Source organism: Brevundimonas sp. FV1ye29L (assembly GCF_058681095.1).
Genome location: NZ_CM178730.1, coordinates 2,771,126 through 2,790,343 on the forward strand (window position 1 = coordinate 2,771,126; position 19,218 = coordinate 2,790,343).

The following is a 19,218-nucleotide window of genomic DNA, read 5'->3' on the forward strand; positions in this document are numbered from 1 at the left end:
AAGGGGGCGTCCCGACCGGGACGCCCCCTCGTCATTTCAGGTCTGCCCTTATTGCCGTTCGGCGACTACGCCGCGGCTGGCCAGGATGGCCTGGACGCTGTCCTCACCCGTCAGGTGGGCGGCGCCGACGGCGATGAAGGCGGTGCCTGATCCGGCCAGAAGGCCCTGGATCTGATCGGCCCAGTCGGTGTTCCGGCGCACAAGGAGCGCGTCATAGATGTGCGGCGCCTCGGTCTTCATGGGAGCCACGGCGACGGTGTTCAGACCCTCCACATCGCCCGAAGCCCAGGCCGCCACCATCAGATCAAGCTGGGTCGCCGCCTCGTCGAACTCGTTGAGGGTCGAGCGCAGGAACTCCAGCTGGATGTCCTGGGGCAGGGTCGCCAGGATCAGCACCTGTTTGTCGATGGTCTCCAGACCGTTGATGGCCTTTCCGGCCTCTGTGGCGCGGGCCTTCAGCTTCAGTTCAACGCCGGAGGCCGGGTCGTAGCCGGCCTTGACGAGCGGCGCCATCGCCAGGGTCAGGCCGGCGAACCAGGGGCGCAGGGCGTCGAGCTGGGCAGCCGAGGCGCCGATGGTCCGGGCGGCGCGATCCAGGTCGGCCATCTCCTCGGCGGTCAGAAGGCTGGACAGGGGGGTGGCCGGGGAGACGCCGTACTGCTGGATCAGGGGAATGATCGCCGCCTGGTCATCGGGATTGGAGATTTCGAACCAGATCGTGTCGGCGCTGTCAAAGGCGGCCTCGACAGGGGCCGAGGCCCAGGCGACGTCGGGCTTCAGCACATGGACGGTGCCAAACAGATACAGGGTCGAGTCCGCGTCGCGGATCACCCACAGGGCCGGGCCCTGGCCTTCAGCGCTGGGCGTGGCGGCCGCGGGGGAGGCGGTCTGGGCGACCGCCTCCATCGGAGCGGCGGCGAGGGCGGCGGTCAGGGCGAGGCCAAGGACGGCGCCGACGGCGGTCGAGGTCAGGCGGCGCGCCGGGGCGCTGATACGATCCAGAATGGACATGGGACAGACTCTCATGAGTGGGATGAAGACGGAAACGGATTGGCGGGCGGAGATCGGGTCAGGCCATGCCGCGCCGGGCGGAGGCCACGATTGAGGCGGCCAGATAGACGCCCATCAGGATGCCGATCATGCCCCAGGCGGTAACGCCCTGGACAAGGCCGAGGCGTTCGGCGGCGGCATAGATGAAAAGAGCGGTCTGCAGGGCCCAGAAGGCCAGGGTGCTGGTCTCGGACAGGACCCTGCGCAGCATCTCGTCCGCCGCGCGCCACAGCATCACATTGGCGACGCTCTGGACCGCAAGCAGGCCGACGATGAGGGCGAATATCAGATTCGGCTCAAGCAGCCGGGGCCCGAAGATCGGCAGGATGAACATGACGCCCGCAAGGGCCGTGACGACGATCTGCAGCAGACCGCACCCCCGGGGCACGTCGCGCGGTCGGGTCACCAGAACCACCGCGCTGATCAGGGCCATGGCGATCAGGGCGACGGCCATGACCAGGGCGATTTCATCATCCCAGCGGCCGACGGCGTCACGGCCGACGCCGCCCAGCGCATAGCCCGCCAGTCCGCCGGCCACAGCGAGGCCTGCGATGCCCAGGAGTTTCCGCCACAGGGGTCGGGGGGCTTCGGTCGGGTTTGGAGCAGAAGGCAGGTCCGTCATCTGATCACTCTCCTTCGGTGAATATGGATTCGATGGGCTGGCTGAACACCCGGGCGATCTTGAACGCCAGCGGCAGGGAGGGGTCGTAGCGGCCGGTTTCCAGGGCGTTCACGGTCTGGCGTGAGACTCCAAGGCGGTCGGCCAGTTCGGCCTGGCTCCAGTTGCGCTCGGCGCGCAGGACCTTGAGGCGATTGTTCATCGGGATCTCCTCATCGGCGCGCAAGCCACCACCAGATCCAGACGATCGTGTAGCCGATGATCATCAGGGTCATGATGGCGAAGGCGCCGGTGGCCATATAGGCGGCGGGGTCGGTGCGGCCGTCCAGCCAGGACGACAGTTGCAGTCGTTCCGCTTGCGGCAACGAGGTCAGGATGACGAGAACCCCGCCGACGGACATGCCGGCGGTCCCGCCCCAGAACCAGGCGGCCTTGTGGGCTTCCCGCGCCGCCTCGTCGATGGACCGCATCCATTTGACGCTCAGGACCATGGCCCCGGACATGGCGAGGACGGCGAATGCGCCGAGGGTCCAGAACAGGGCCATATCGGCCGAGGCATCGCTATGGGCGCTCCAGTATCCGGCGATGACGCCCGCGACAAAGCCGAGCGCAATCATGCCGAGGAAGCCGCCGACCAGCAGGATGATGAGGTTTCTCGTTCGTGGCGACATGGGTCGGGTTCCGTCGTTTTAGACAAGCACCTTTTACAACAACCTCGATGGATGTCAAGCGTCGTTGTCATTAGGACAAGGGCGCTTGGCGAACCGTCCTTGCCCGACCAGGCGCAGGGTCTTACCGCAAGGCGATCCCGTCCGGGCGGTCGGGCGCCGCCACCAATTCCGGCCGGCTGAGAATGCGCGGCGCCTGATCCACGGGCGGCAGGTCGGGCAGGTCCTTGCCCTCGTGATCGACCTTCAGGTCCTCGAACCGGCGGGCCGAGACCATGACCTGGCTCTCCAGAGACCCGACGAACTGGTTGTATTTCCCGACCGCCGTATCCAGCGCCCGGCCGACGGCGGCGGCGTGGCCGCCCATGACCGACAGCCGCTTGTACAGCTCCTTGCCGAGGCGGGCGACGTCCTCGGCGTTCTTCGTCTGCTCCTCGGCCCGCCAGCCATAGGCCACGGCCTTGCACAGGGCGAACAGGGTGGTGGGGGTGACGATGACGACACGCGATTCCATCGCCTGGCTCATCAGGTCGGGTTCGTGGTCCAGGGCCGCAGCGAGGAAGGCGTCGCCGGGCACGAACATGGCGACGAAGTCCGGACTGGGCCGGAACTGGTCCTGATAGCCCTTGGAGGCCAGCTGGCGCACGTGGGTCTTCATACTGGCGGCGGTACGCAGCGACATGGCCCGCGCCTGGGCCGCCTCGTCGCCGTCGGCCTCCTCGCCAAAGGCCAGGGACACCTTGGCGTCGATGACGAACATGCCGCCGCCGGGCAGGCGGACGATGAAGTCGGGGCGCGACTGGCGCCCCTCGTCATTCGCGGCCGAGGTCTGCTCCTCGAAGTCGAATCGGCCGGCCATGCCCGCAGCCTCCAGCACATTGCGGCAGGTCTGTTCGCCCCAGCGGCCCCGCCGCCCGGTGTTGCCTTTCAGGGCCTCGGTCAGCCTGCGGGCCTCGTCGCGCGTGGCCGATGAGGCCGTCATCAGCAGGGCCAGTTGCTCCTTCAGCCCGCCGGTCTCCTCGTTGCGGGACTTCTCCAGCGCCGAGACATGCTCCTGAAACGCCTTCAGTGTGTCGGCCACAGGCTTGAGCTGAGCCTCCATCCGGGCCTGGGCCACGCGGTCCTGGGCGCGGAAGGTCTCGGTGGCGCGGGTGACCATCTGGTCGGCCACCACCTGGGCCGACTGGGCGGCCTGGGCCTTGAGGAATTCGCCCATGGTGGCGCGGCTGTCCTCGATCAGCTCGATCCGGTGCTCGGCGGTCGACAGGGCCCCCTTCGTCTTCTGCCAGCCCATGAAGGCCCACAGGAAGCCGCCGCCCAGGGCGAGGACGAGGACGGCGAGGACGATCTCGATCGTGTTCATGCTCCGTTCCTAGACGGAGTCGGGGACGTCCGAAAGCCGCAGGTTAGTCGTGGATGTCGTATCGGGCCTCGGGAAACCAGTCGGGATCAACGATCTGGCTCCATTCATAGGTCTGACGGGCGGCAAGAACCGTGTCTGCCCCCGGCAGCAGCCCGCCAGCCACCAGCGCCTTCACGGCATAGGCGAATGCATCGGCGAGTTCCGGAATCAACCGGTTGTCGATGGTCGCCGTTCGCCGCTTCGCCAGTTCGCGGCGAAACCCCAAGACTTCCTTGCGCCAGTGAGGAACCGTCTGCCCCGGACCGACGAATTCGATCTTGAGCAGATGTTCGATGATATTCTCCACCTGACTTTCACAGGCGCGAAACTCGGACTTGCCCAAATCCTCGATCTCCTCGGCCAGATTGTCATAGTCGAGGGCATTGTCGCCGCCCTTTCGGGCGCGCAACGCGGTCGCCTGAACCTCCGTCCAGGCGAGGTAGTCCCGTTCATAGAGACTGGTCGGCTTTTGCAGATCGTCCGCCATGGCGGCCTTGTATCACGCCGGCCGGCGCGCCCGAAGGGCCTGGACGATGGTGCCGTCGTCGAGCCAGTCGAGGTCGCCGCCGACGGGGACGCCCCGCGCCAGGGAGGTGACCTCCACGCCGGACCCGGACAGGCGCTCGGCCAGATAGTGGGCCGTGGTCTGGCCGTCGACGGTGGCCGGCAGGGCCAGCACCACCTCGCGCACAGCGCCGCGCCGGTCGGGATCGGCTTCGTTGACGCCTGACCGGGCGCGACCGACCAGTTCGGCGACACGCAGGGCCTCGGGTCCTATGCCGTCCAGCGCGGACAGCAGGCCGCCCAGCACATGGTATTTGCCGCGAAAGGCGCCGGACCGTTCCATGGCCCACAGGGCGCCGGCCTCCTCGACCACGCAGATCAGGCCGTTGTCGCGCGACGTATCCGAACAGATCGAACAGGGATCACGGGTGTCGGGCGCGCCGCAGACGGAGCAGGAGACGACCTTCTCCGCCGCCTCGGTCATGGCCGCCGCCAGCGGGACCAGAAGCTGGTCGCGACGCTTCAACAGCTGCAGGGCCGCGCGCCGGGCCGAGCGCGGACCCAGCCCCGGCAGCTTGGCCAGCAGGGCGATCAGCCGCTCGATCTCGGGTCCGGCGGAGGCGGCCAAGAGATCAGAACAGGTTCGGCATGCCGGGCAGGTTCATCCCTGCCAGCGGGCCGGCGGCGTCGCGCATCAGGCCGTTGTTGATCTCGTCCAGCCGGCGTTTGGCGTCGGCGTGGGCGGCGACGATCAGATCGGCCAGGATCTCGCCCTCGCCGGAGACCAGCAGGCTGTCGTCGATCGTCACGGCCGTGATCTCGCCGGGGCCTCTCAGGGCCACGGTCACGAGGCCGCCGCCCGAGGATCCCTCCGCAGAGGATTCAGCCATCTTCGCCTGGGCGTCCTGCAGTCGCTGCTGCATCGCCTGGGCCTGTTGCATCAGTGCGTTGAGGTCTTTCATACCGGGATAGATAGGGGGTCCGGACGCGAAACGAAACCGACCGTTTCGAACTTACCCCTTGCGCCCAGGCTGCGCCCCCCTATTTTGCAACTACAGTTGTTACCAATCAAACGGACCCGCCCCCATGGCCCATGATTCCTCCACCCGCGACGCCGCCCTGGGCGAGACCGCCCTGGCCCAGCTGTTCACCGAGGCGCGCACCCGCAACGCCTGGTCGGATCGGCCGGTCGCGCCGGAACTGCTGCACAAGCTGTATGACCTGACCAAATTCGGGCCGACGGCGGTGAACTCCACCCCCGCCCGCTTCGTCTTCCTGACCTCGCCCGAGGCCCGGGCGCGACTGGCGCCGCATATGTCCGAAGGCAATCGGGACAAGACGCTTCAGGCGCCGGTCAATCTGATCATCGGCTATGACGTCGATTTCCACGACCATCTGGGCAAACTGTTCCCCCACGCCCCGGGCGCCCGCGACTGGTTCGCCGACGAGGCCGGCCGCAAGCAGGCCGCCTTCCGCAACAGCTCGCTTCAGGGCGGCTATCTGATGATCGCGGCCCGCGCCCTGGGTCTGGACGTCGGCCCGATGTCCGGCTTCGACCCGGCCGGGGTGAAGGCCGAGTTCTTTGCCGGCACGGCGGTAGAGCCCAACTTCATCGTCAACCTGGGCTATGGCACGGACGAGAACCTCTTCCCCCGTTCGCCGCGTCTGGACTTCGAGGAAGCGGCGAAAATTCTCTAACTTCCGCTCATCCCCGCGAAAGCGGGGACCCAGTGCTTTTATGAGAAAAGGTCGTCGAAGAGATCACGCCAACCGGGATTCGATTTCTCGATCAGTTCGAGTTTCCAGACCCTGTTCCACTTCTTGATCCGCCGCTCTCGAACGAAGGCGGAGTGCCGCGTTTCGTGCGGCTCGTACCAGACGAGGGTGGCGCACCCGTATTTCGCGGTAAAACCTTTGAAGACCTTTTCGCGATGCTGCCGCGTCCGGGTGATCAATGAGTCGGTCGACCCGGTGTAGAGTGTGCCGTTGCGCTGGCTTGCGACGATATAGGTATAGAATGCCATCGTGTGCCTCACGAAAGCACTGGGTCCCCGCTTTCGCGGGGATGAGCGGATGATTTAGTTAGTCCTCGTCCTCCGCCTCATCCGGAATGGCCGGCATCTCGACGGCTGGGGCGATGACCTTGAAATCCATCCGGGCGCCGGGGAAGGTTTCCATCACGGCCTTGACGAACGGATCGGCCTCGACCTCGGCCCGCTCCTCGACCTTCTTGCGGCGATCGATCTCGATCAGGGTCTCGCCGCCGCCCTGGCCGTTGGCGGCGATCAGCCAGGTCTTGCCGGTCCAGTCCTTGAGCCGAGAGGCCAGCTTGCGGGCCAGGTCGATCGGCGCCTCGGGGCTGCTTTCATAGACGATGGCGCCGGGCTTGAACGAGACCAGCCGGACATAGCGCTGGACCTCCATCTGCAGGCCGATTTCGCGCTTCTGCCCGATCAGGGCGACGACCTGTTCGAAGGTCTGCGGGTCCGGCAGGGCGGGCGCCGCCATCGGACGCGCCGCCATCTGGGCCCCGAACTGCGCCTGGGCGCCGCCTCCCCCGCCGCCGCGTGGCGCGCTTCCGCCGCCGCCTGAGCCGCCCCCGGCGCCGCCGGGCGTCTCGCCATTCTGCAGCGCCTTCAGCGCCTCCTCCGGCCCGGGCAGGTCGGCGGCGTAGGCCAGACGGACGATGGCCATCTCGACCGCATCCGCCGGGCTGGGGGCGCGGCGCACCTCGTCCAGGGCCTTGAGCAGCATCTGCCAGACCCGCGACAGGGTCCCGGCCGAGATCGAGGCGCCCAGCGCCGCCAGGGTCGCGGCCTGATCGGCCGGCAGACGCGTCGCCTGCGGCCCCAGCATCTTGGCCACCGAGGCGGCGTGGCAATGCTCCAGCAGGTCGTTGGTCACCTGCACCGGATCGGCGCCATAGCCGTACAGGGTGCGGAAGGTCTCCAGCGCCTCGGGCGTGCGGCCGCCCATGACCTGTTCGAACAGGGCGATGGTCTGGGTCCGGTCGGCCAGACCCAGCATGTCGCGCACCACCTCGGTCTTGACGGGCTCGCCGCGCTCGCCCTGCACCAGGGCCTGATCCAGCAGCGACAGGCCGTCGCGGACCGAGCCCTCGGCGGCGCGGGCGATCAGGGCCAGGGCGTCGTCCTCGACCTTCATCCCCTCGCGGCCGGCGATGCGGCTGAGGTGTTCGACGAGGATTTCCGGCTCGACGCGGCGCAGGTCGAATCGCTGGCAGCGGGACAGGATGGTCACCGGCACCTTGCGGATCTCGGTGGTGGCGAAGATGAATTTGGCGTGGGGCGGCGGCTCTTCCAGCGTCTTCAGCAGGGCGTTGAAGGCCTGGTTGGACAGCATGTGCACTTCGTCCAGCACATAGACCTTGTAGCGGGCCTCGACGGGCGCATAGCGGACGCTCTCCAGAATATCGCGGATGTCGTTGACGCCGGTGTGGCTGGCGGCGTCCATCTCCATCACGTCCATATGCTGGCCGGCCATGATGGCGGCGTCATGGACGCCGTGGGCGGTCAGTTCCAGCGAGGGCCGGTCGATGACGTCGGTCTGGTTGTTCAGGGCGCGGGCCAGCAGCCGGGCCGTGGTGGTCTTGCCGACCCCCCGCACCCCGGTCAGCATGAAGGCGTGGGCGATGCGGCCGGTGGCGAAGGCGTTGGTCAGGGTGCGAACCATCGCCTCCTGCCCGATCAGGTCCTCGAAGGTGCGCGGCCGGTATTTGCGGGCGAGGACGGTGTAGGCCTCGCCGGAGGTTTCGTCGTGGGCGTCGGAGGGCGCGGCCGGGGCAGGCGCCGTCGGCGGCGCGGCGGCCCGGGCGAGAGCGACCTGGGCCACGGGCTCAGGCGCGACCGGAGGCGCCCCGAACATGTCGTCAGTGTTCTCGTCCCGCTCGGGGAGTTCTTCCTCCCAGGGAGGGCCTTCGAGACTCGGATCGACGTCGCTCATGGGACCGTCTTAGCGCGCGGCGCCGGTATGGTCACGGCATACAAGAACGCCGCCGGCTCCGGGGAACCGACGGCGTCCGGATTTCAGTCCGGATCTGTGGACAATCAGTCGATCAGGTCAGCCGGCACCTTGCCGCCGTTGGCGGCCAGCTTGGCCAGAACCTGTTTGTGCAGCCAGATGTTCATCGAGGCCGAGTCCGACTTGTCACCGGTATAGCCCAGCTCGTCGGCCAGTTCCTTGCGCTCGGCCAGCGAGCTTTCCATCCCGACCAGCTTCATCAGGTCGACGATGGAGGTGCGCCAGTTCAGCTTCTGCGGGTTCTCGTCCGCCAGTTCGTTCAGGACCGCCTCGATGTCGACGGGCTCGGGCGGCTGGGGGGCGGAGGCCACGACGGCCGGGGACGCGGGCGCCGCCGGGGTGGCCGACGGGGCGGGGGCGGGCGCGGCGGGCTTCTTGCGATTGAAGATGCCGCCGAGGATCTTGCCGAAAATGCTCATGGTCTGGCTCCACATTTGATTGGGGAGTGAACTACTGCGCCATCCCGTGGTTGCGCGCCATCGCGGCTTTACGACATTTTACAGACCCCGGCGTCACGGGGCCGACGCGTGGTTGACCCCGGCGCAGGCTGCCGCGCGGGATCATTCTGACGATGCGGGGAAAGGTGGAGACCGCGACCCGAAGGTGAATTCGTTGTGGCTGCTGCCTTCCGGCCCTGACCAGGTTGGCGAGGCCTTCGCCCGCGATCTCCACCCCCTATATCGCTGCTGATGGTGGGAAAATCAAGCCACTGCCTCAAGACGCCGGGCGTGCAAGACGGTATGAGACGGCCATGACCCTGACCCCCGCGCCCCGCTTCTCTGGCAACACCTTCGCCGGCAATCCGCTCGATCGGGCGGGCGATCTCCGGAACGATCCCGACTGGCTGGCCGAACAGGCGGGGCGGCCGGACGCCCTGGCGTTGATCCTGTGGGAGGGCCGCCCGCTGATCGAGGACACCGCCGGGGGCTCGCGTCTGGCCTGGGTCGACATGGGTCATGCGCGGGCGCTGGTCCCGGACAGGGAGCTGTTCCTGGGTCTGTGGAAGGATGCGCCGGTCTTCGCCATCGAGTTCGAGGGCCCGGCCGATCCGGCGGAGACCTCGGTCAAGGGGCTGGGCGCGTTCCATGAGATGCGCGCCGCCGCCGGCCTGCTGCCCGGCAACGACGCGGCCATGGCGGGGTGCGCCAAGAGCCTGTTCGACTGGCGGCGGCGGCACGGCTTCTGCGCCGCCTGCGGCCAGCCGTCGCGCAACAGCTGCGGCGGCTGGAAACGCACCTGCGACGCCTGCGGAACCGATCATTTCCCCAGGGTCGACCCGGTCACCATCATGCTGCCGGTCTTCACCGGAGGCGCCGAGCCCATCTGCCTTCTGGGGCGTCAGGCCGCCTGGCCCGCCGGCCGGATGTCGGCCTTGGCCGGCTTCCTGGAGCCCGGGGAATCGATCGAGGAGGCCTGCGCCCGCGAGGTGCAGGAGGAGGCCGGCCTGACCGTCACCGCCGTTCGCTATCATTCCAGCCAGCCCTGGCCGTTTTCGTCCCAGCTGATGATCGGCCTGATCGCCGAGGTCTCGGACGACCAGGCCGCCCCGGACCAGACCGAGCTGGAATCCGTGGCTTGGCTGACCCGGGCGGAGGCGAAGGCAGTGCTGGAAGGGACCCATCCGGAGATCAAGGCCCCGCCGTCCTCGGCCATCGCCCATACGCTGATACGGGTGTGGGTGGAGGAGAACACATAGATCCTCCCCCATCGGGGGAGGGGGACCGCGAAGCGGTGGAGGGGGCTCACCCCAGACACCGGGTTTGGATCAGACCCCCTCCACCACAGCGCAAGCGCGCTGCGGTCCCCCTCCCCCTGCGCTACGCTTGGGGGAGGAATAGTCGAGCCGCCTCCAGATCCGCCGGATTGTCCACCGACAGCGGCGCTTCATCGATCACAGCCGCCCAGATCGACAGGCCCATTTCCAGCGCTCGGAGCTGCTCCAGCTTTTCGCGTTTCTCCAGCGGCGACGGCGGGGCGGCGCAGAAGCGCATCAGGGCCTCGCGGCGATAGCCGTAAACGCCGATGTGACGCCAGACGGGGGCGTCGCCATACAGGGTCGAGCGGGTGAAATACAGGGCGCGGCCGTGGCGCTCGCCCTCGACCAGGGCCAGGACCGCCTTGACCACATCCGGATTGGTGCGATCGGAAACGTCAGCCTCCGGCGCCACCAGGGTCGCGATGTCGCAGCCCGGTTCGCCGTGCAACAGGGCCGCACAGGCGGTGGCCAACCCCGGATCAGCAAAGGGCATGTCGCCCTGAAGGTTGATGACGGCGTCGTGCTCGCCCTCGGGATCGACCGCCTCGAGCGCCGCCCGGATACGGTCCGACCCCGAAGGCAAGCCGGGGTCGGTCAGCACGGCCCTGCCTCCGGCCGCCTCGACCACCGCCACGATCTCGGGATCCCCGGCCGCCACGACCACAGGCAGGCCGGAGTTCATCGCCCCCTCCCAGGCCTGGACAATCATCGGCTTGCCGCCGATATCGGCCAGGGGCTTGTTCGGCAGACGGGTCGCCGCCATGCGAGCCGGTATCAATATCAAAGGGTTCATGGTCGTACTTTCCCGCCCGGAGCGGCAGATGGTCCTGAAACCACGCCAACCCCCTTGGCGCCGGTTGCGAAGGCCGCGCTACCGTGTCAGAGACGCCCACGCAAGAATTCGTCCGCCCGAGCCTGTCGGCGGACCTTAAATGACGGGATGCGACCACGCGCATGAGCGGCGATCTGAAGTGGAACAAGATTCTGGGCGCGGCTCTGGGGACGGCATTCGTCATCCTGGTCGTCAAGGAAGGATCGGGCTTCGTCTACAAGACGCATGAGCCTGAAAAGATGGGCTATATGATCAATGCCCCGGAAGAGGCCGAGGCGGGCGCCGAGGCCCCTGCCCTGCCCGCCGACTGGGGCACGGTCCTGCCCGCCGCCGATCTGGCCGCCGGTGAGGCCGCGTTCGCACGCTGCAAGGCCTGCCACACCATCAACCAGGGCGGCGCCAATGGAATCGGCCCGAACCTGTTCGGCGTGGTCGGCGGCCCGGTGACGCACAGCGCAGGCTTCGCCTATTCCGACGCCATGATCGCGCACAAGGGCGAGGTCCCGACCTGGGGCTTTGACGCCCTGGACGCCTTCATCACCGCCCCGGCCCGCTATGTGCCCGGCACCAAGATGTCCTTCGCCGGACTTCGGGATGAGGCCACGCGTCACAATCTGATCGCCTATCTGCGCAGCCAGGGCTCGACCGGCTTCGCCATTCCGGCCCCGGATCCGGCTCGCCAGCCCGGCGCCGCCCCGGTCGAGGGCGCCGCCGCCGCCGGCGCCGAAGCCGGCGTCGCCAGTGGTTCGGCCGCTCCAGCCGCAGGCCCCGTGGGCGCCGCCACGACCCAGGCCGGAGAGGTCGCCGCCCCGGCGGCCACGACGCCCGCCCCGCCCGTCGGCTAGAGTAGAGACAAAAAATCAGGGAAGGGCGGTCTTCGGACCGCCCTTTCTGTTTCGGTCAGGGTCTGCGGAACACCGGAGCAGCAAAGCCGCCAGAGGCGTAACGCGCCTCAGCCGCAGCCAGGTCCTCAAGCACGACCGCGCCGTGATGGCCGGTGGCGTGGATGACGGTGTCAGGATCCAGGACCAGGGCCGAGTGGCCGGTGAAGTCCGTCTCGCCCTCAGGCGCCAGCCAGATGACCAGATCGCCGCGTTGCGCCTTGTCGCGCGAGATCGCCTGGCCCAGTTCGGCCTGTCGATCGGAATGACGCGGACAGGCCCGGCCGCAGGCGAACAGGGCGGCCTGCACCAGACCCGAACAGTCGGTCAGCTGTGACGACCGTGCGCCGAGGGCGTGCGGCGCGCCCAGCATCCGTTCGGCCACAGCCACAGGGTCGGTCTCGAATTCTCCGATCGGACGCACGTCGCCGGCGGGAAGGTCGGTCGCCGGACCCGGAATCAGGGCGTTCAGCGGCAGGGCGGCGTCGACCGCGGTGACGGTAAAGCCGGCCACGGGGGCGCCTGGAGACAGGGCGTCGAGATCCAGCCAGCCCACCGATCCGGTCCGCCGGGCCCGACCCCAGGCGCGTCCATCCACGCGTTCCAGCACATCGAAGGCTTCGCCGGACAGCAGTTGATCGACGCGGGCCGACCCGCTTTCGGTCTTCGCCTCGATGTCTGCCACCGCCACGCAGCCGTGCATCGCCACGGTCGGACGGTAGGCCGCCGCCGGCATCAGGCCTTCCAACGCCTGCTCGGCCAGATCGGGCCGGGCGAGAAGCGTCTTGGCGTCAAGGTCCGCGAACAGGGTCAAGAACAGGTCCGTCCGATTGAACGGCCATTGTGGGCGCCAGAGTCGAATCTGGCGTTAACAGCGCGGAACAGAATTCGGCAAAGCGTCGTCCGGATCACTTGTGAAGCGCCTGAGCCTTGCCAAGATCCGTATCGGAGCGGGCGCGCTCCATGTTTGGGGCGGCTGCGAGTGACGATGATTCCCTTGTGTATTCTCCTGGCGGCGGCGGTCCTGACAATGACCCTGTTTCCAGAGACCGGCGTGGCCCGGACGCTCCGCATCTGGTTGATCGGTCGGCCTGCAGCGGGCCTGTCGCGGTTTGGTGCGGGCCGGACGATCGTCCTCGGCCTGCTGGTCCTGATCGCCATCGGGCTGTTCTGGGCCGGCGGGGCCGAGGGGGTGAGGCTGTTCGCCATAGGAGCGCCCGAGGCCTTCGCCTGGATGGCCATGTTCGACGCCGGCGCGGTCGTTGACCTGATCGCCGTCGCCGTCATCGCCCAGGGCGCCACGCGGCTGGCGCCGATGCGGGAACGAGTGCGGCGGACGTTGAACGATCTGTTCGTGGTCACGGTTCGCCCCGCGCGGCGGGCGGGTCGGGCGATCAGATCGGCAGTGCGCCGTCGCCTCACAGGCCGGCGTGAAGACGTCGAGCCGCGAGCGTCGTTCGGCCTTCAGCCCGCCTTCGGATAGCGCCGCGACAGCATCTCGAACGCCGCGCGCAGGCCCTGCGCCTCGCCGCCCTCGGGCCACCCGGGGCGGTTGCGGGGGTTCCACGCGAAGACGTCCAGATGGGCCCAGACCCCCGTCGTCGGGGCGAATTTCTGCAGGAACAGGGCGGCGGTCACCGACCCGGCCTGGGCCCAGGCGGCCGAATCATTGCGCACATCGGCGATCTCGCTGTCGATGGAGGCCCGGTAGCCGGGCCACAAGGGCATCCGCCACAGGGGGTCGGCGACGGCGGCCGAGGCGGCCAGCATGTCGTCCGCCAACGTCTCGTCATCCGTATAGATCGGCGGCAGTTCGGGTCCCAGGGCCATCCGCGCCGCCCCCGTCAGGGTGGCGAAATCCAGCGTCAGGTCCGGTGCATGCTCGGCCGCCCGGGTCAGAACATCGGCCAGGATCAGCCGCCCCTCCGCGTCGGTATTGCCGATCTCCACCGTCAGCCCCTTTCGGGTCGAAAGGATGTCGCCCGGCCGGAAGGCGTCGGCCGAGACGGCGTTCTCCACCGCCGCGACCAGCACCACCAGCCGGATATCGAGCCCGGCCTGCATCACGAGCCGGGCCAGACCCAGCACATGGGCGGCGCCGCCCATGTCCTTCTTCATATTGCGCATCCCGGCGGCAGGCTTGAGATCCAGACCGCCGGTGTCGAACACCACCCCCTTGCCGACCAGGGCGACCAGAGGCCGGTCGGTGCGGTGGAGATTCCAGCCGATCTCGATGACGCGTGGACCCCGGTGCGGGGCGGCGGCGCGACCGACAGCGTGGACGGCGGGATAGTTCTGCTCCAGCAGACCGTCGCCCTCGACCACGTCAAAAGCGGCCCCGTGGGCCTCGGCGATCTCGCGGGCAATGGTCTCGATCTGTGTCGGCCCCATGTCGGCGGCGGGGGTGTCGACCATCTCACGGGTCAGGGCGCAGGCCGCAGCAATACGCAGGACGGCCTCGACATCGACCCCCTCGCCCGCCGCCAGCACCGGCGGTTCGGCCTCGGGGCGGGCCTTGTAACGATCGAACACATAGCCCCCCAGGGCAAAGGCCAGGGCCGCCCGGCCGGCATGATCGGGCGCCGCGCCCTCCAGCCGCCAGACGCCGCCCGGCAGGCGCGCCGCCAGCCCCCGCACCGACATCGGGTCAAAGGCCGCACCCGCGCCGAACAGGGCCTCGACCACCGTCCCGTCCTCGCCCGGAACCAGAAGCAACTGCCCCGCCTTGCCGGTGAAGGCGTTGGCCGCGGCCCATGCGCCGGTTCGGCCCTCCAGCGTCGCGCCGGGGGCGATCAGTCGGATGGGACGAGCAGCCCCGGATGCAGGGATCAGGGCGGGGGTCTGACGGCTCATGAAGCAGCTCCGGCGATATCGTTAACCATGTCTTGACGCAGAGGGCGGAGTCTGGAGCCCGTCGTTTTCGAATGGATCGCCCCATGTCGCGCACCGCCGCCGCCGCCGCAATCCTGATCGCCGCCGTGATCGCCGGGCTGACCACTCCGGCCGTCGCCCAGATGCAGGGCCTGGCTGCAGCGCCGACCGCCAGTCCCGCCCCGGCCACGCCGCGTGTCCCCGCCTCGGCCGCAGAGCGCGCCACCGCCGACCGGATGGATCCCCTGACCCGGTCGGTGTTCTGGGGCCGCGAACAGGAGATCAACCCGGCCGACCCGGTCGCCGGGGTCAAGGTCGCCCAGGCCCTGCGCGAGATGGGCCAGTTCGATCAGGCTGCGGCTACGGCCCAGGGGCTGCTGCTGACGCAGCCCGACAATGTCGAGGCCATGCTGGAGGTCGGTCGCGCCCATATCTCACGCGGTCAGGGCTTCTACAGTATCGCCGCACTGGAACAGGCCCGGACCCTGGCGCCGAACGACTGGCGCCCCCTGTCCTTGCTGGGCGTGGCCTACCAGCAGGTCAAGCGCGAGGCGGACGCCCGCGAGGCCTGGAACGCGGGCCTGCAGCTGTCGCCCGACAATCCCGAGATTCTCACCAATGCGGCCGTAGCCCTGACGGCGGCGGGCGACGCGGCGGGCGGAGAGACCCTGTTGCGTCGCGCCGTCGCCCAGCCCGGCGCGACGACGAAAATGCGGTTGAATCTGGCCCTGACCCTGGGCCTTCAGGGCAAGACCCTTGAGGCCGAGCAGATCATTCGCCGCGATCTTCCGCCCGAACTGGCCGACCGCAACCTGAGCTGGCTGCGGTCCCGGACCGCCCCCGGCGCGCCCGCGATGGCGGGGCGCACCTGGTCGTCGCTACAGGGCGGCTGAGGCCGGAAGCGGCAACGCTCCCGGCTTCAGCCCTCGCCCCTTGATCAGGCCCCGGCGCTGCGGCGGGCGTCGGCCAGCTCGACCCGGGCTCGGAGATGGGCGTCGCTCGACACCGCCATAGCGATGGCGTTGAAACGGTCGATGGCCAGACCCGACGTCTCCAGAACGGCCGCCATCCGGGCCTGCTGATCTGCGGTGGGCGCGGCGCCGGCCGCCGGTGCGACCTCGCGCATCTTCACCATGGCGGCGGAAAACTGCTCGACCTCTGCGTCGGACACGCCTGCGGCGACCGAGCCCGGCGCCGGATCGGGCAGGCCCGCCAGAACGACGCGGGCGCGCATGACCGGATCGGCAGAAACGCGCGTGCTGATGGCGTTGAACTGGGTGATGCCCAGCCCGGAAGCCTCGATGGCGGCGGCCATGCCGGCCTGCTGTTCGGGCGACGGCGTTCCGCCCTGCACGCCTTCGGAAATTTCGCGCACCTTGACCATGGCGTCAGCGAAGGCCTCGAGCTGGGTGTCTGTGACGTCCGATCCGGCAGCGGCCGGCGCCGCTGCGGGCGGCGAGGTCATCGCTTGCTGGCCGGCGGCGAGCGCCGGGACGGTCGACAGGGAGAGGAAGGATGTGGCGATAAGAAGCGTGGGGCGCATGCCGAACTCCAGTCTGAAGTATGAACCGCAACGGCCAGGGACCGTCGTCGGTCAATGACGTTTGAAACACCGCAAAGGTTGCGACGCCGGGCGGAGGAAGGCCGGGAGGTGTCCACCACCGAGGCTGGGGAGGCAAATCACGACTGACCACGACATCGTCATGAGATGTCATGGAACCGGCCGGGCAGCTCGGGAACGGGTGGAGGGGGCGGGGGCTGCGAAGGTTTGCCAATGCCGCCCCTGCTGCCTATCTCGGGTGCATGATTGATGACCTGTACAGCGCGCGGATCCTGTCGCTGGCGGCGAACATGCCGCTGAGCGGACGGCTGGACGTCTCCGCCCCTGTCTCGGGTTGGTTTGGCACGGGCGAGCAGGTTGCCAAATTGTGTGGATCCAGAGCAGTCGTGGACCTCGTCCTCTCGCCCGACGGCCTTACGGTTCGCGACTTCGCCCAGGACATCAGGGCCTGCGCCCTGGGCCAGGCGGCGGCGGCCATTCTGGGCGAATCCGTGCTGGACGCGACCGTTGACGAGGTTCGCGCCGCCCGTGATGCGATGACCGCCATGCTGAAGTTCGGCGGCGAGGGCCCGATCGGCCGGTTCGAGGGCCTGCGCACCCTGAAGGTCGTGGCGGACTATCCGGCCCGTCATGCCTCGACCCTCGTGGCGCTCGAGGCCACGCTCAAGGCCACCACGGAGGCCTTGAAGGCGAGAGCCGATGAGGTCGGCGGGACCACCCCAGGGGCCGACACGGCCTGCTCGCCGGATGCGGACCGGACGCGTCCCGCCGGTTGAGCGGTTGCCCCCCTCGCTGCGCCGGGGGATAAGCGCCGCCATGGTACCCGGCGCCGAAAAACCCACTCCGAGCCTGTACGAACGCGGCGTCCGCGCGGCGCATCGCGGCTACAAGGTGACCCTGTCGCCCTTCTTCGGCCAGTCCTGTCGTTTCCTGCCCACCTGCTCGGACTATGGCCGCGACGCCCTGATCCAGCATGGACCCGTCAGGGGGGGCTGGCTGACGGTGCGCCGGCTCTGTAAATGCCATCCCTTCGGCGGCTCGGGCTATGACCCGGTTCCGCCTGCAAAGACTGACGAAAAAGAACAACAGTCATGATCGATCTGAAATTCCCCGACGGCGCCGTGCGCCAATATCCGGCCGGTTCGACGGCGCGTGACGTCGCGACCTCGATCTCGCCGTCCCTGGCCAAGAAGGCCGTCCTGGCCGAGCTGAACGGCGAGCAGCGCGACATGGGGCGGGTGCTGGAGACGGGCGGCGACTTCCGCCTGATCATGCGCGACGATCCCGCCGCCCTGTACACCATCCGCCACGACACGGCCCACGTCCTGGCCGAGGCGGTCCAGACCCTGTTCCCCGGCACCCAGGTCACGATCGGCCCGGCCATCGAGGACGGCTTCTATTATGACTTCTTCCGCGACGAGCCCTTCTCGACCGACGACTTCGCCGCCATCGAGAAGGAGATGGGCCGGATCGTCGATCGCGACGCCAGGTTCGAGCGCGAGGTCTGGGACCGCGACGAGGCCATCGTCTTCTTCGAGGCGCGGGGCGAGAAGTTCAAGGCCGAGCTGATCAAGGATCTCCCCGAGAACGAGACCATCACCCTGTACAAGCAGGGCGACTGGATCGACCTGTGCCGGGGGCCGCACTTCCCCTCGACGCGCCACGTCGGCAAGGCGTTCAAACTGACCAAACTGGCCGGCGCCTATTGGCGCGGCGACAGCAAGCGCGAACAGCTGCAACGCATCTACGGCACCGCCTGGGCGACCAGGGAGGATCTGGACGCCTATCTGCAGCGGCTGGAAGAGGCCGACAAGCGCGACCACCGCAAGGTCGGCAAGGCGATGGAGCTCTTCCACATGCAGGAAGAGGGCCGGGGCATGGTCTTCTGGCACCCCAAGGGCTGGATCCTGTGGCGGGTGCTGGAGGCCTATATGCGCCGCCGTCTGGACGCCGCCGGCTATGTCGAGGTCAAGACGCCCCAGGTTCTGGACCGCAAATTCTGGGAGCAGAGCGGCCACTGGGACAAGTACCGGCCCAATATGTTCGTCTGCGAGACGGTCGAGGGCGAGGAGCTCAGCCTCAAGCCGATGAACTGCCCCGGCCACGTGCAGATCTTCGACCAGGGCCAGCGCTCCTATCGCGAACTGCCGCTGCGCATGGCCGAGTTCGGCGCCTGTCACCGCTATGAGCCGTCGGGTTCGCTGCACGGTCTGATGAGGGTGCGGGGCTTCACCCAGGACGACGCCCACATCTTCTGCCGCGAGGACCAGATCGTCGAGGAAACGGCCGAGTTCATCAAACTGGCCCGCAGCGTCCACGCCGACCTGGGGATGGAGACCGCCTATATCAGCCTGGGCACCCGGCCCGAGAACCGCGCCGGTTCGGATGAGTTCTGGGACAAGGCTGAGGCCCTGATGGCCGAAGCCGCCCGCGCCGCCGGGACCGAGCCGGTCGTCACCGAGGGCGACGGCGCCTTCTATGCGCCCAAGCTGGATTTCATCGTCAAGGACGCCATCGGCCGCGAATGGACCTGCGGCACGATCCAGCTCGACTATGTCCTGCCCGAGCGTCTGGGTGCGGAATATATCGGCGAGGACGGCCAGAAGCACCGCCCCGTGATGCTGCACCGGGCCATTCTGGGATCGTTCGAGCGGTTCATCGGCATCATGATCGAGAACTACGCCGGGGCCTTCCCGCTGTGGCTGTCGCCGGTCCAGGCCGTGGTGGCGACCATCACCTCGGACGCCGACGGCTATGCGGAGCAGGTGGCGGCGAAGTTCCGCGCGGCGGGCCTGCGCGTCGAGACCGACCTTAGGAACGAGAAGGTCGGCTACAAGGTGCGCGAACACTCGGTCGGCAAGGTGCCGGTCATCGCCGTCGTCGGCCGCAACGAGGCCGAAAAGGGCGAGGTCGCCATCCGCCGACTGGGGTCCCAGGCCCAGACGGTGGTCAGCGTCGAGGAGGCCATCCGCATCCTGACTGACGAGGCGACGCCGCCGGATCTGAAGCGGCTTCAGACCGCCTGACCAAGGG

23 protein-coding genes and 1 other RNA gene are annotated in these 19,218 nt (G+C 68.5%); 8 read left to right on the top strand and 16 right to left on the bottom strand.

From position 1 onward, the window contains the following. Positions 1-48 precede the first annotated feature (48 nt). The 8 genes from ACW17W_RS13545 to ACW17W_RS13580 form a co-directional block, all read right to left on the bottom strand. Positions 49-1,011, bottom strand: coding sequence for a TraB/GumN family protein (locus tag ACW17W_RS13545; RefSeq protein WP_492077422.1), 963 nt, complete (start codon positions 1,009-1,011; stop codon positions 49-51). Between the two features lie 58 nt (positions 1,012-1,069). After that, positions 1,070-1,672 carry a hypothetical protein gene (locus ACW17W_RS13550; protein WP_492077423.1) on the bottom strand — a complete coding sequence of 201 codons (603 nt, stop codon included), beginning with the start codon at positions 1,670-1,672 and terminating at the stop codon, positions 1,070-1,072. Between the two features lie 4 nt (positions 1,673-1,676). Then, complete coding sequence (locus tag ACW17W_RS13555) at positions 1,677-1,871, bottom strand: helix-turn-helix transcriptional regulator (RefSeq protein WP_492077424.1); 195 nt, start codon at positions 1,869-1,871, stop codon at positions 1,677-1,679. A 10-nt stretch (positions 1,872-1,881) separates the two neighbouring features. After that, positions 1,882-2,340: a hypothetical protein gene (locus ACW17W_RS13560; protein ID WP_492077425.1), complete on the bottom strand. Its 459-nt coding sequence runs from the start codon at positions 2,338-2,340 to the stop codon at positions 1,882-1,884. 121 nt (positions 2,341-2,461) lie between these two features. Then, positions 2,462-3,700, bottom strand: a complete 1,239-nt coding sequence (locus tag ACW17W_RS13565; RefSeq protein ID WP_492077426.1) for a DNA recombination protein RmuC — start codon at positions 3,698-3,700, stop codon at positions 2,462-2,464. A 43-nt stretch (positions 3,701-3,743) separates the two neighbouring features. Beyond that, positions 3,744-4,226, bottom strand: coding sequence for a DUF29 domain-containing protein (locus tag ACW17W_RS13570; protein ID WP_492077427.1), 483 nt, complete (start codon positions 4,224-4,226; stop codon positions 3,744-3,746). A 12-nt stretch (positions 4,227-4,238) separates the two neighbouring features. Further along, positions 4,239-4,871, bottom strand: coding sequence for a recombination mediator RecR (gene recR / locus ACW17W_RS13575; RefSeq protein WP_492077428.1), 633 nt, complete (start codon positions 4,869-4,871; stop codon positions 4,239-4,241). Positions 4,872-4,875: 4 nt separating this feature from the next. Beyond that, complete coding sequence (locus ACW17W_RS13580; RefSeq protein ID WP_492077429.1) at positions 4,876-5,205, bottom strand: YbaB/EbfC family nucleoid-associated protein; 330 nt, start codon at positions 5,203-5,205, stop codon at positions 4,876-4,878. 124 nt (positions 5,206-5,329) lie between these two features. Here ACW17W_RS13580 and ACW17W_RS13585 point away from each other — a divergent pair, with 124 nt between their 5' ends. Next, positions 5,330-5,941 (top strand): malonic semialdehyde reductase, encoded by a 612-nt coding sequence (locus ACW17W_RS13585; protein WP_492077430.1) that lies wholly within the window; start codon positions 5,330-5,332, stop codon positions 5,939-5,941. Positions 5,942-5,979: 38 nt separating this feature from the next. Here ACW17W_RS13585 and ACW17W_RS13590 read toward each other — a convergent pair whose 3' ends face one another. The 4 genes from ACW17W_RS13590 to ffs all read right to left on the bottom strand — a co-directional run bounded on the left by ACW17W_RS13590 (position 5,980) and on the right by ffs (position 8,958). Next, positions 5,980-6,267, bottom strand: a complete 288-nt coding sequence (locus ACW17W_RS13590) for a GIY-YIG nuclease family protein (RefSeq protein WP_492077431.1) — start codon at positions 6,265-6,267, stop codon at positions 5,980-5,982. 58 nt (positions 6,268-6,325) lie between these two features. Next, positions 6,326-8,206: a DNA polymerase III subunit gamma/tau gene (locus tag ACW17W_RS13595; RefSeq protein ID WP_492077432.1), complete on the bottom strand. Its 1,881-nt coding sequence runs from the start codon at positions 8,204-8,206 to the stop codon at positions 6,326-6,328. Positions 8,207-8,310: 104 nt separating this feature from the next. Continuing rightward, positions 8,311-8,703, bottom strand: coding sequence for a DUF3597 domain-containing protein (locus ACW17W_RS13600; protein ID WP_492077433.1), 393 nt, complete (start codon positions 8,701-8,703; stop codon positions 8,311-8,313). 159 nt (positions 8,704-8,862) lie between these two features. After that, an RNA gene (ffs, locus tag ACW17W_RS13605) (signal recognition particle sRNA small type) lies at positions 8,863-8,958 on the bottom strand. A gap of 77 nt (positions 8,959-9,035) precedes the next feature. Here ffs and nudC point away from each other — a divergent pair. Continuing rightward, complete coding sequence (gene nudC, locus ACW17W_RS13610) at positions 9,036-9,980, top strand: NAD(+) diphosphatase (RefSeq protein WP_492077434.1); 945 nt, start codon at positions 9,036-9,038, stop codon at positions 9,978-9,980. Between the two features lie 121 nt (positions 9,981-10,101). Here the strand turns inward: nudC and ACW17W_RS13615 are convergent, their stop codons facing one another. Beyond that, positions 10,102-10,833 (bottom strand): 3-deoxy-manno-octulosonate cytidylyltransferase, encoded by a 732-nt coding sequence (locus tag ACW17W_RS13615; protein ID WP_492077435.1) that lies wholly within the window; start codon positions 10,831-10,833, stop codon positions 10,102-10,104. A gap of 161 nt (positions 10,834-10,994) precedes the next feature. Between ACW17W_RS13615 and ACW17W_RS13620 the strand changes: the two genes are divergently transcribed. After that, the gene (locus ACW17W_RS13620) at positions 10,995-11,717 is read left to right on the top strand and encodes a c-type cytochrome (protein ID WP_492077436.1); all 723 of its coding nucleotides are present in this window, start codon (positions 10,995-10,997) and stop codon (positions 11,715-11,717) included. A gap of 55 nt (positions 11,718-11,772) precedes the next feature. Here the strand turns inward: ACW17W_RS13620 and ACW17W_RS13625 are convergent, their stop codons facing one another. Beyond that, positions 11,773-12,567, bottom strand: coding sequence for a C40 family peptidase (locus ACW17W_RS13625; protein WP_492077437.1), 795 nt, complete (start codon positions 12,565-12,567; stop codon positions 11,773-11,775). 183 nt (positions 12,568-12,750) lie between these two features. On the opposite strand from ACW17W_RS13625, the gene ACW17W_RS13630 reads away from it, so the two are divergent. Further along, positions 12,751-13,236, top strand: a complete 486-nt coding sequence (locus tag ACW17W_RS13630; RefSeq protein WP_492077438.1) for a hypothetical protein — start codon at positions 12,751-12,753, stop codon at positions 13,234-13,236. On the opposite strand, the gene ACW17W_RS13635 is transcribed toward ACW17W_RS13630, so the two are convergent. Next, positions 13,218-14,606: a leucyl aminopeptidase family protein gene (locus ACW17W_RS13635; protein ID WP_492077439.1), complete on the bottom strand. Its 1,389-nt coding sequence runs from the start codon at positions 14,604-14,606 to the stop codon at positions 13,218-13,220. The genes ACW17W_RS13630 and ACW17W_RS13635 overlap by 19 nt on opposite strands. Positions 14,607-14,689: 83 nt before the next feature. Here ACW17W_RS13635 and ACW17W_RS13640 point away from each other — a divergent pair, with 83 nt between their 5' ends. Continuing rightward, positions 14,690-15,517, top strand: coding sequence for a tetratricopeptide repeat protein (locus tag ACW17W_RS13640; protein ID WP_492077440.1), 828 nt, complete (start codon positions 14,690-14,692; stop codon positions 15,515-15,517). Between the two features lie 44 nt (positions 15,518-15,561). Here ACW17W_RS13640 and ACW17W_RS13645 read toward each other — a convergent pair whose 3' ends face one another. Beyond that, complete coding sequence (locus ACW17W_RS13645; RefSeq protein WP_492077441.1) at positions 15,562-16,167, bottom strand: DUF4168 domain-containing protein; 606 nt, start codon at positions 16,165-16,167, stop codon at positions 15,562-15,564. A gap of 260 nt (positions 16,168-16,427) precedes the next feature. Between ACW17W_RS13645 and ACW17W_RS13650 the strand changes: the two genes are divergently transcribed. Genes ACW17W_RS13650 through thrS form a run of 3 tightly spaced genes read left to right on the top strand, consistent with a single transcriptional unit; the run spans position 16,428 to position 19,211 of the window. Beyond that, positions 16,428-16,961 carry an iron-sulfur cluster assembly scaffold protein gene (locus ACW17W_RS13650; RefSeq protein WP_492077442.1) on the top strand — a complete coding sequence of 178 codons (534 nt, stop codon included), beginning with the start codon at positions 16,428-16,430 and terminating at the stop codon, positions 16,959-16,961. A 40-nt stretch (positions 16,962-17,001) separates the two neighbouring features. Continuing rightward, entirely contained in the window at positions 17,002-17,280 is a 279-nt protein-coding gene (gene yidD, locus ACW17W_RS13655) for a membrane protein insertion efficiency factor YidD (RefSeq protein WP_492077443.1), read from the top strand. Then, positions 17,277-19,211, top strand: coding sequence for a threonine--tRNA ligase (thrS, locus tag ACW17W_RS13660; protein ID WP_492077444.1), 1,935 nt, complete (start codon positions 17,277-17,279; stop codon positions 19,209-19,211). Before yidD ends, thrS begins: the two co-directional genes overlap by 4 nt. Positions 19,212-19,218 lie beyond the last annotated feature (7 nt).

What these genes read in the sequence shown, in the direction of transcription:
- ACW17W_RS13545 (WP_492077422.1), bottom strand. Translation starts at nt 1,011, where the DNA reads ATGTCCATTCTGGATCGTATCAGCGCCCCGGCGCGCCGCCTGACCTCG.
- ACW17W_RS13550 (WP_492077423.1), bottom strand. Translation starts at nt 1,672, where the DNA reads ATGACGGACCTGCCTTCTGCTCCAAACCCGACCGAAGCCCCCCGACCC.
- ACW17W_RS13555 (WP_492077424.1), bottom strand. Translation starts at nt 1,871, where the DNA reads ATGAACAATCGCCTCAAGGTCCTGCGCGCCGAGCGCAACTGGAGCCAG.
- ACW17W_RS13560 (WP_492077425.1), bottom strand. Translation starts at nt 2,340, where the DNA reads ATGTCGCCACGAACGAGAAACCTCATCATCCTGCTGGTCGGCGGCTTC.
- ACW17W_RS13565 (WP_492077426.1), bottom strand. Translation starts at nt 3,700, where the DNA reads ATGAACACGATCGAGATCGTCCTCGCCGTCCTCGTCCTCGCCCTGGGC.
- ACW17W_RS13570 (WP_492077427.1), bottom strand. Translation starts at nt 4,226, where the DNA reads ATGGCGGACGATCTGCAAAAGCCGACCAGTCTCTATGAACGGGACTAC.
- ACW17W_RS13580 (WP_492077429.1), bottom strand. Translation starts at nt 5,205, where the DNA reads ATGAAAGACCTCAACGCACTGATGCAACAGGCCCAGGCGATGCAGCAG.
- ACW17W_RS13585 (WP_492077430.1), top strand. Translation starts at nt 5,330, where the DNA reads ATGGCCCATGATTCCTCCACCCGCGACGCCGCCCTGGGCGAGACCGCC.
- ACW17W_RS13590 (WP_492077431.1), bottom strand. Translation starts at nt 6,267, where the DNA reads ATGGCATTCTATACCTATATCGTCGCAAGCCAGCGCAACGGCACACTC.
- ACW17W_RS13595 (WP_492077432.1), bottom strand. Translation starts at nt 8,206, where the DNA reads ATGAGCGACGTCGATCCGAGTCTCGAAGGCCCTCCCTGGGAGGAAGAA.
- ACW17W_RS13600 (WP_492077433.1), bottom strand. Translation starts at nt 8,703, where the DNA reads ATGAGCATTTTCGGCAAGATCCTCGGCGGCATCTTCAATCGCAAGAAG.
- nudC (WP_492077434.1), top strand. Translation starts at nt 9,036, where the DNA reads ATGACCCTGACCCCCGCGCCCCGCTTCTCTGGCAACACCTTCGCCGGC.
- ACW17W_RS13615 (WP_492077435.1), bottom strand. Translation starts at nt 10,833, where the DNA reads ATGAACCCTTTGATATTGATACCGGCTCGCATGGCGGCGACCCGTCTG.
- ACW17W_RS13620 (WP_492077436.1), top strand. Translation starts at nt 10,995, where the DNA reads ATGAGCGGCGATCTGAAGTGGAACAAGATTCTGGGCGCGGCTCTGGGG.
- ACW17W_RS13635 (WP_492077439.1), bottom strand. Translation starts at nt 14,606, where the DNA reads ATGAGCCGTCAGACCCCCGCCCTGATCCCTGCATCCGGGGCTGCTCGT.
- ACW17W_RS13640 (WP_492077440.1), top strand. Translation starts at nt 14,690, where the DNA reads ATGTCGCGCACCGCCGCCGCCGCCGCAATCCTGATCGCCGCCGTGATC.
- ACW17W_RS13645 (WP_492077441.1), bottom strand. Translation starts at nt 16,167, where the DNA reads ATGCGCCCCACGCTTCTTATCGCCACATCCTTCCTCTCCCTGTCGACC.
- ACW17W_RS13650 (WP_492077442.1), top strand. Translation starts at nt 16,428, where the DNA reads ATGATTGATGACCTGTACAGCGCGCGGATCCTGTCGCTGGCGGCGAAC.
- yidD (WP_492077443.1), top strand. Translation starts at nt 17,002, where the DNA reads ATGGTACCCGGCGCCGAAAAACCCACTCCGAGCCTGTACGAACGCGGC.
- thrS (WP_492077444.1), top strand. Translation starts at nt 17,277, where the DNA reads ATGATCGATCTGAAATTCCCCGACGGCGCCGTGCGCCAATATCCGGCC.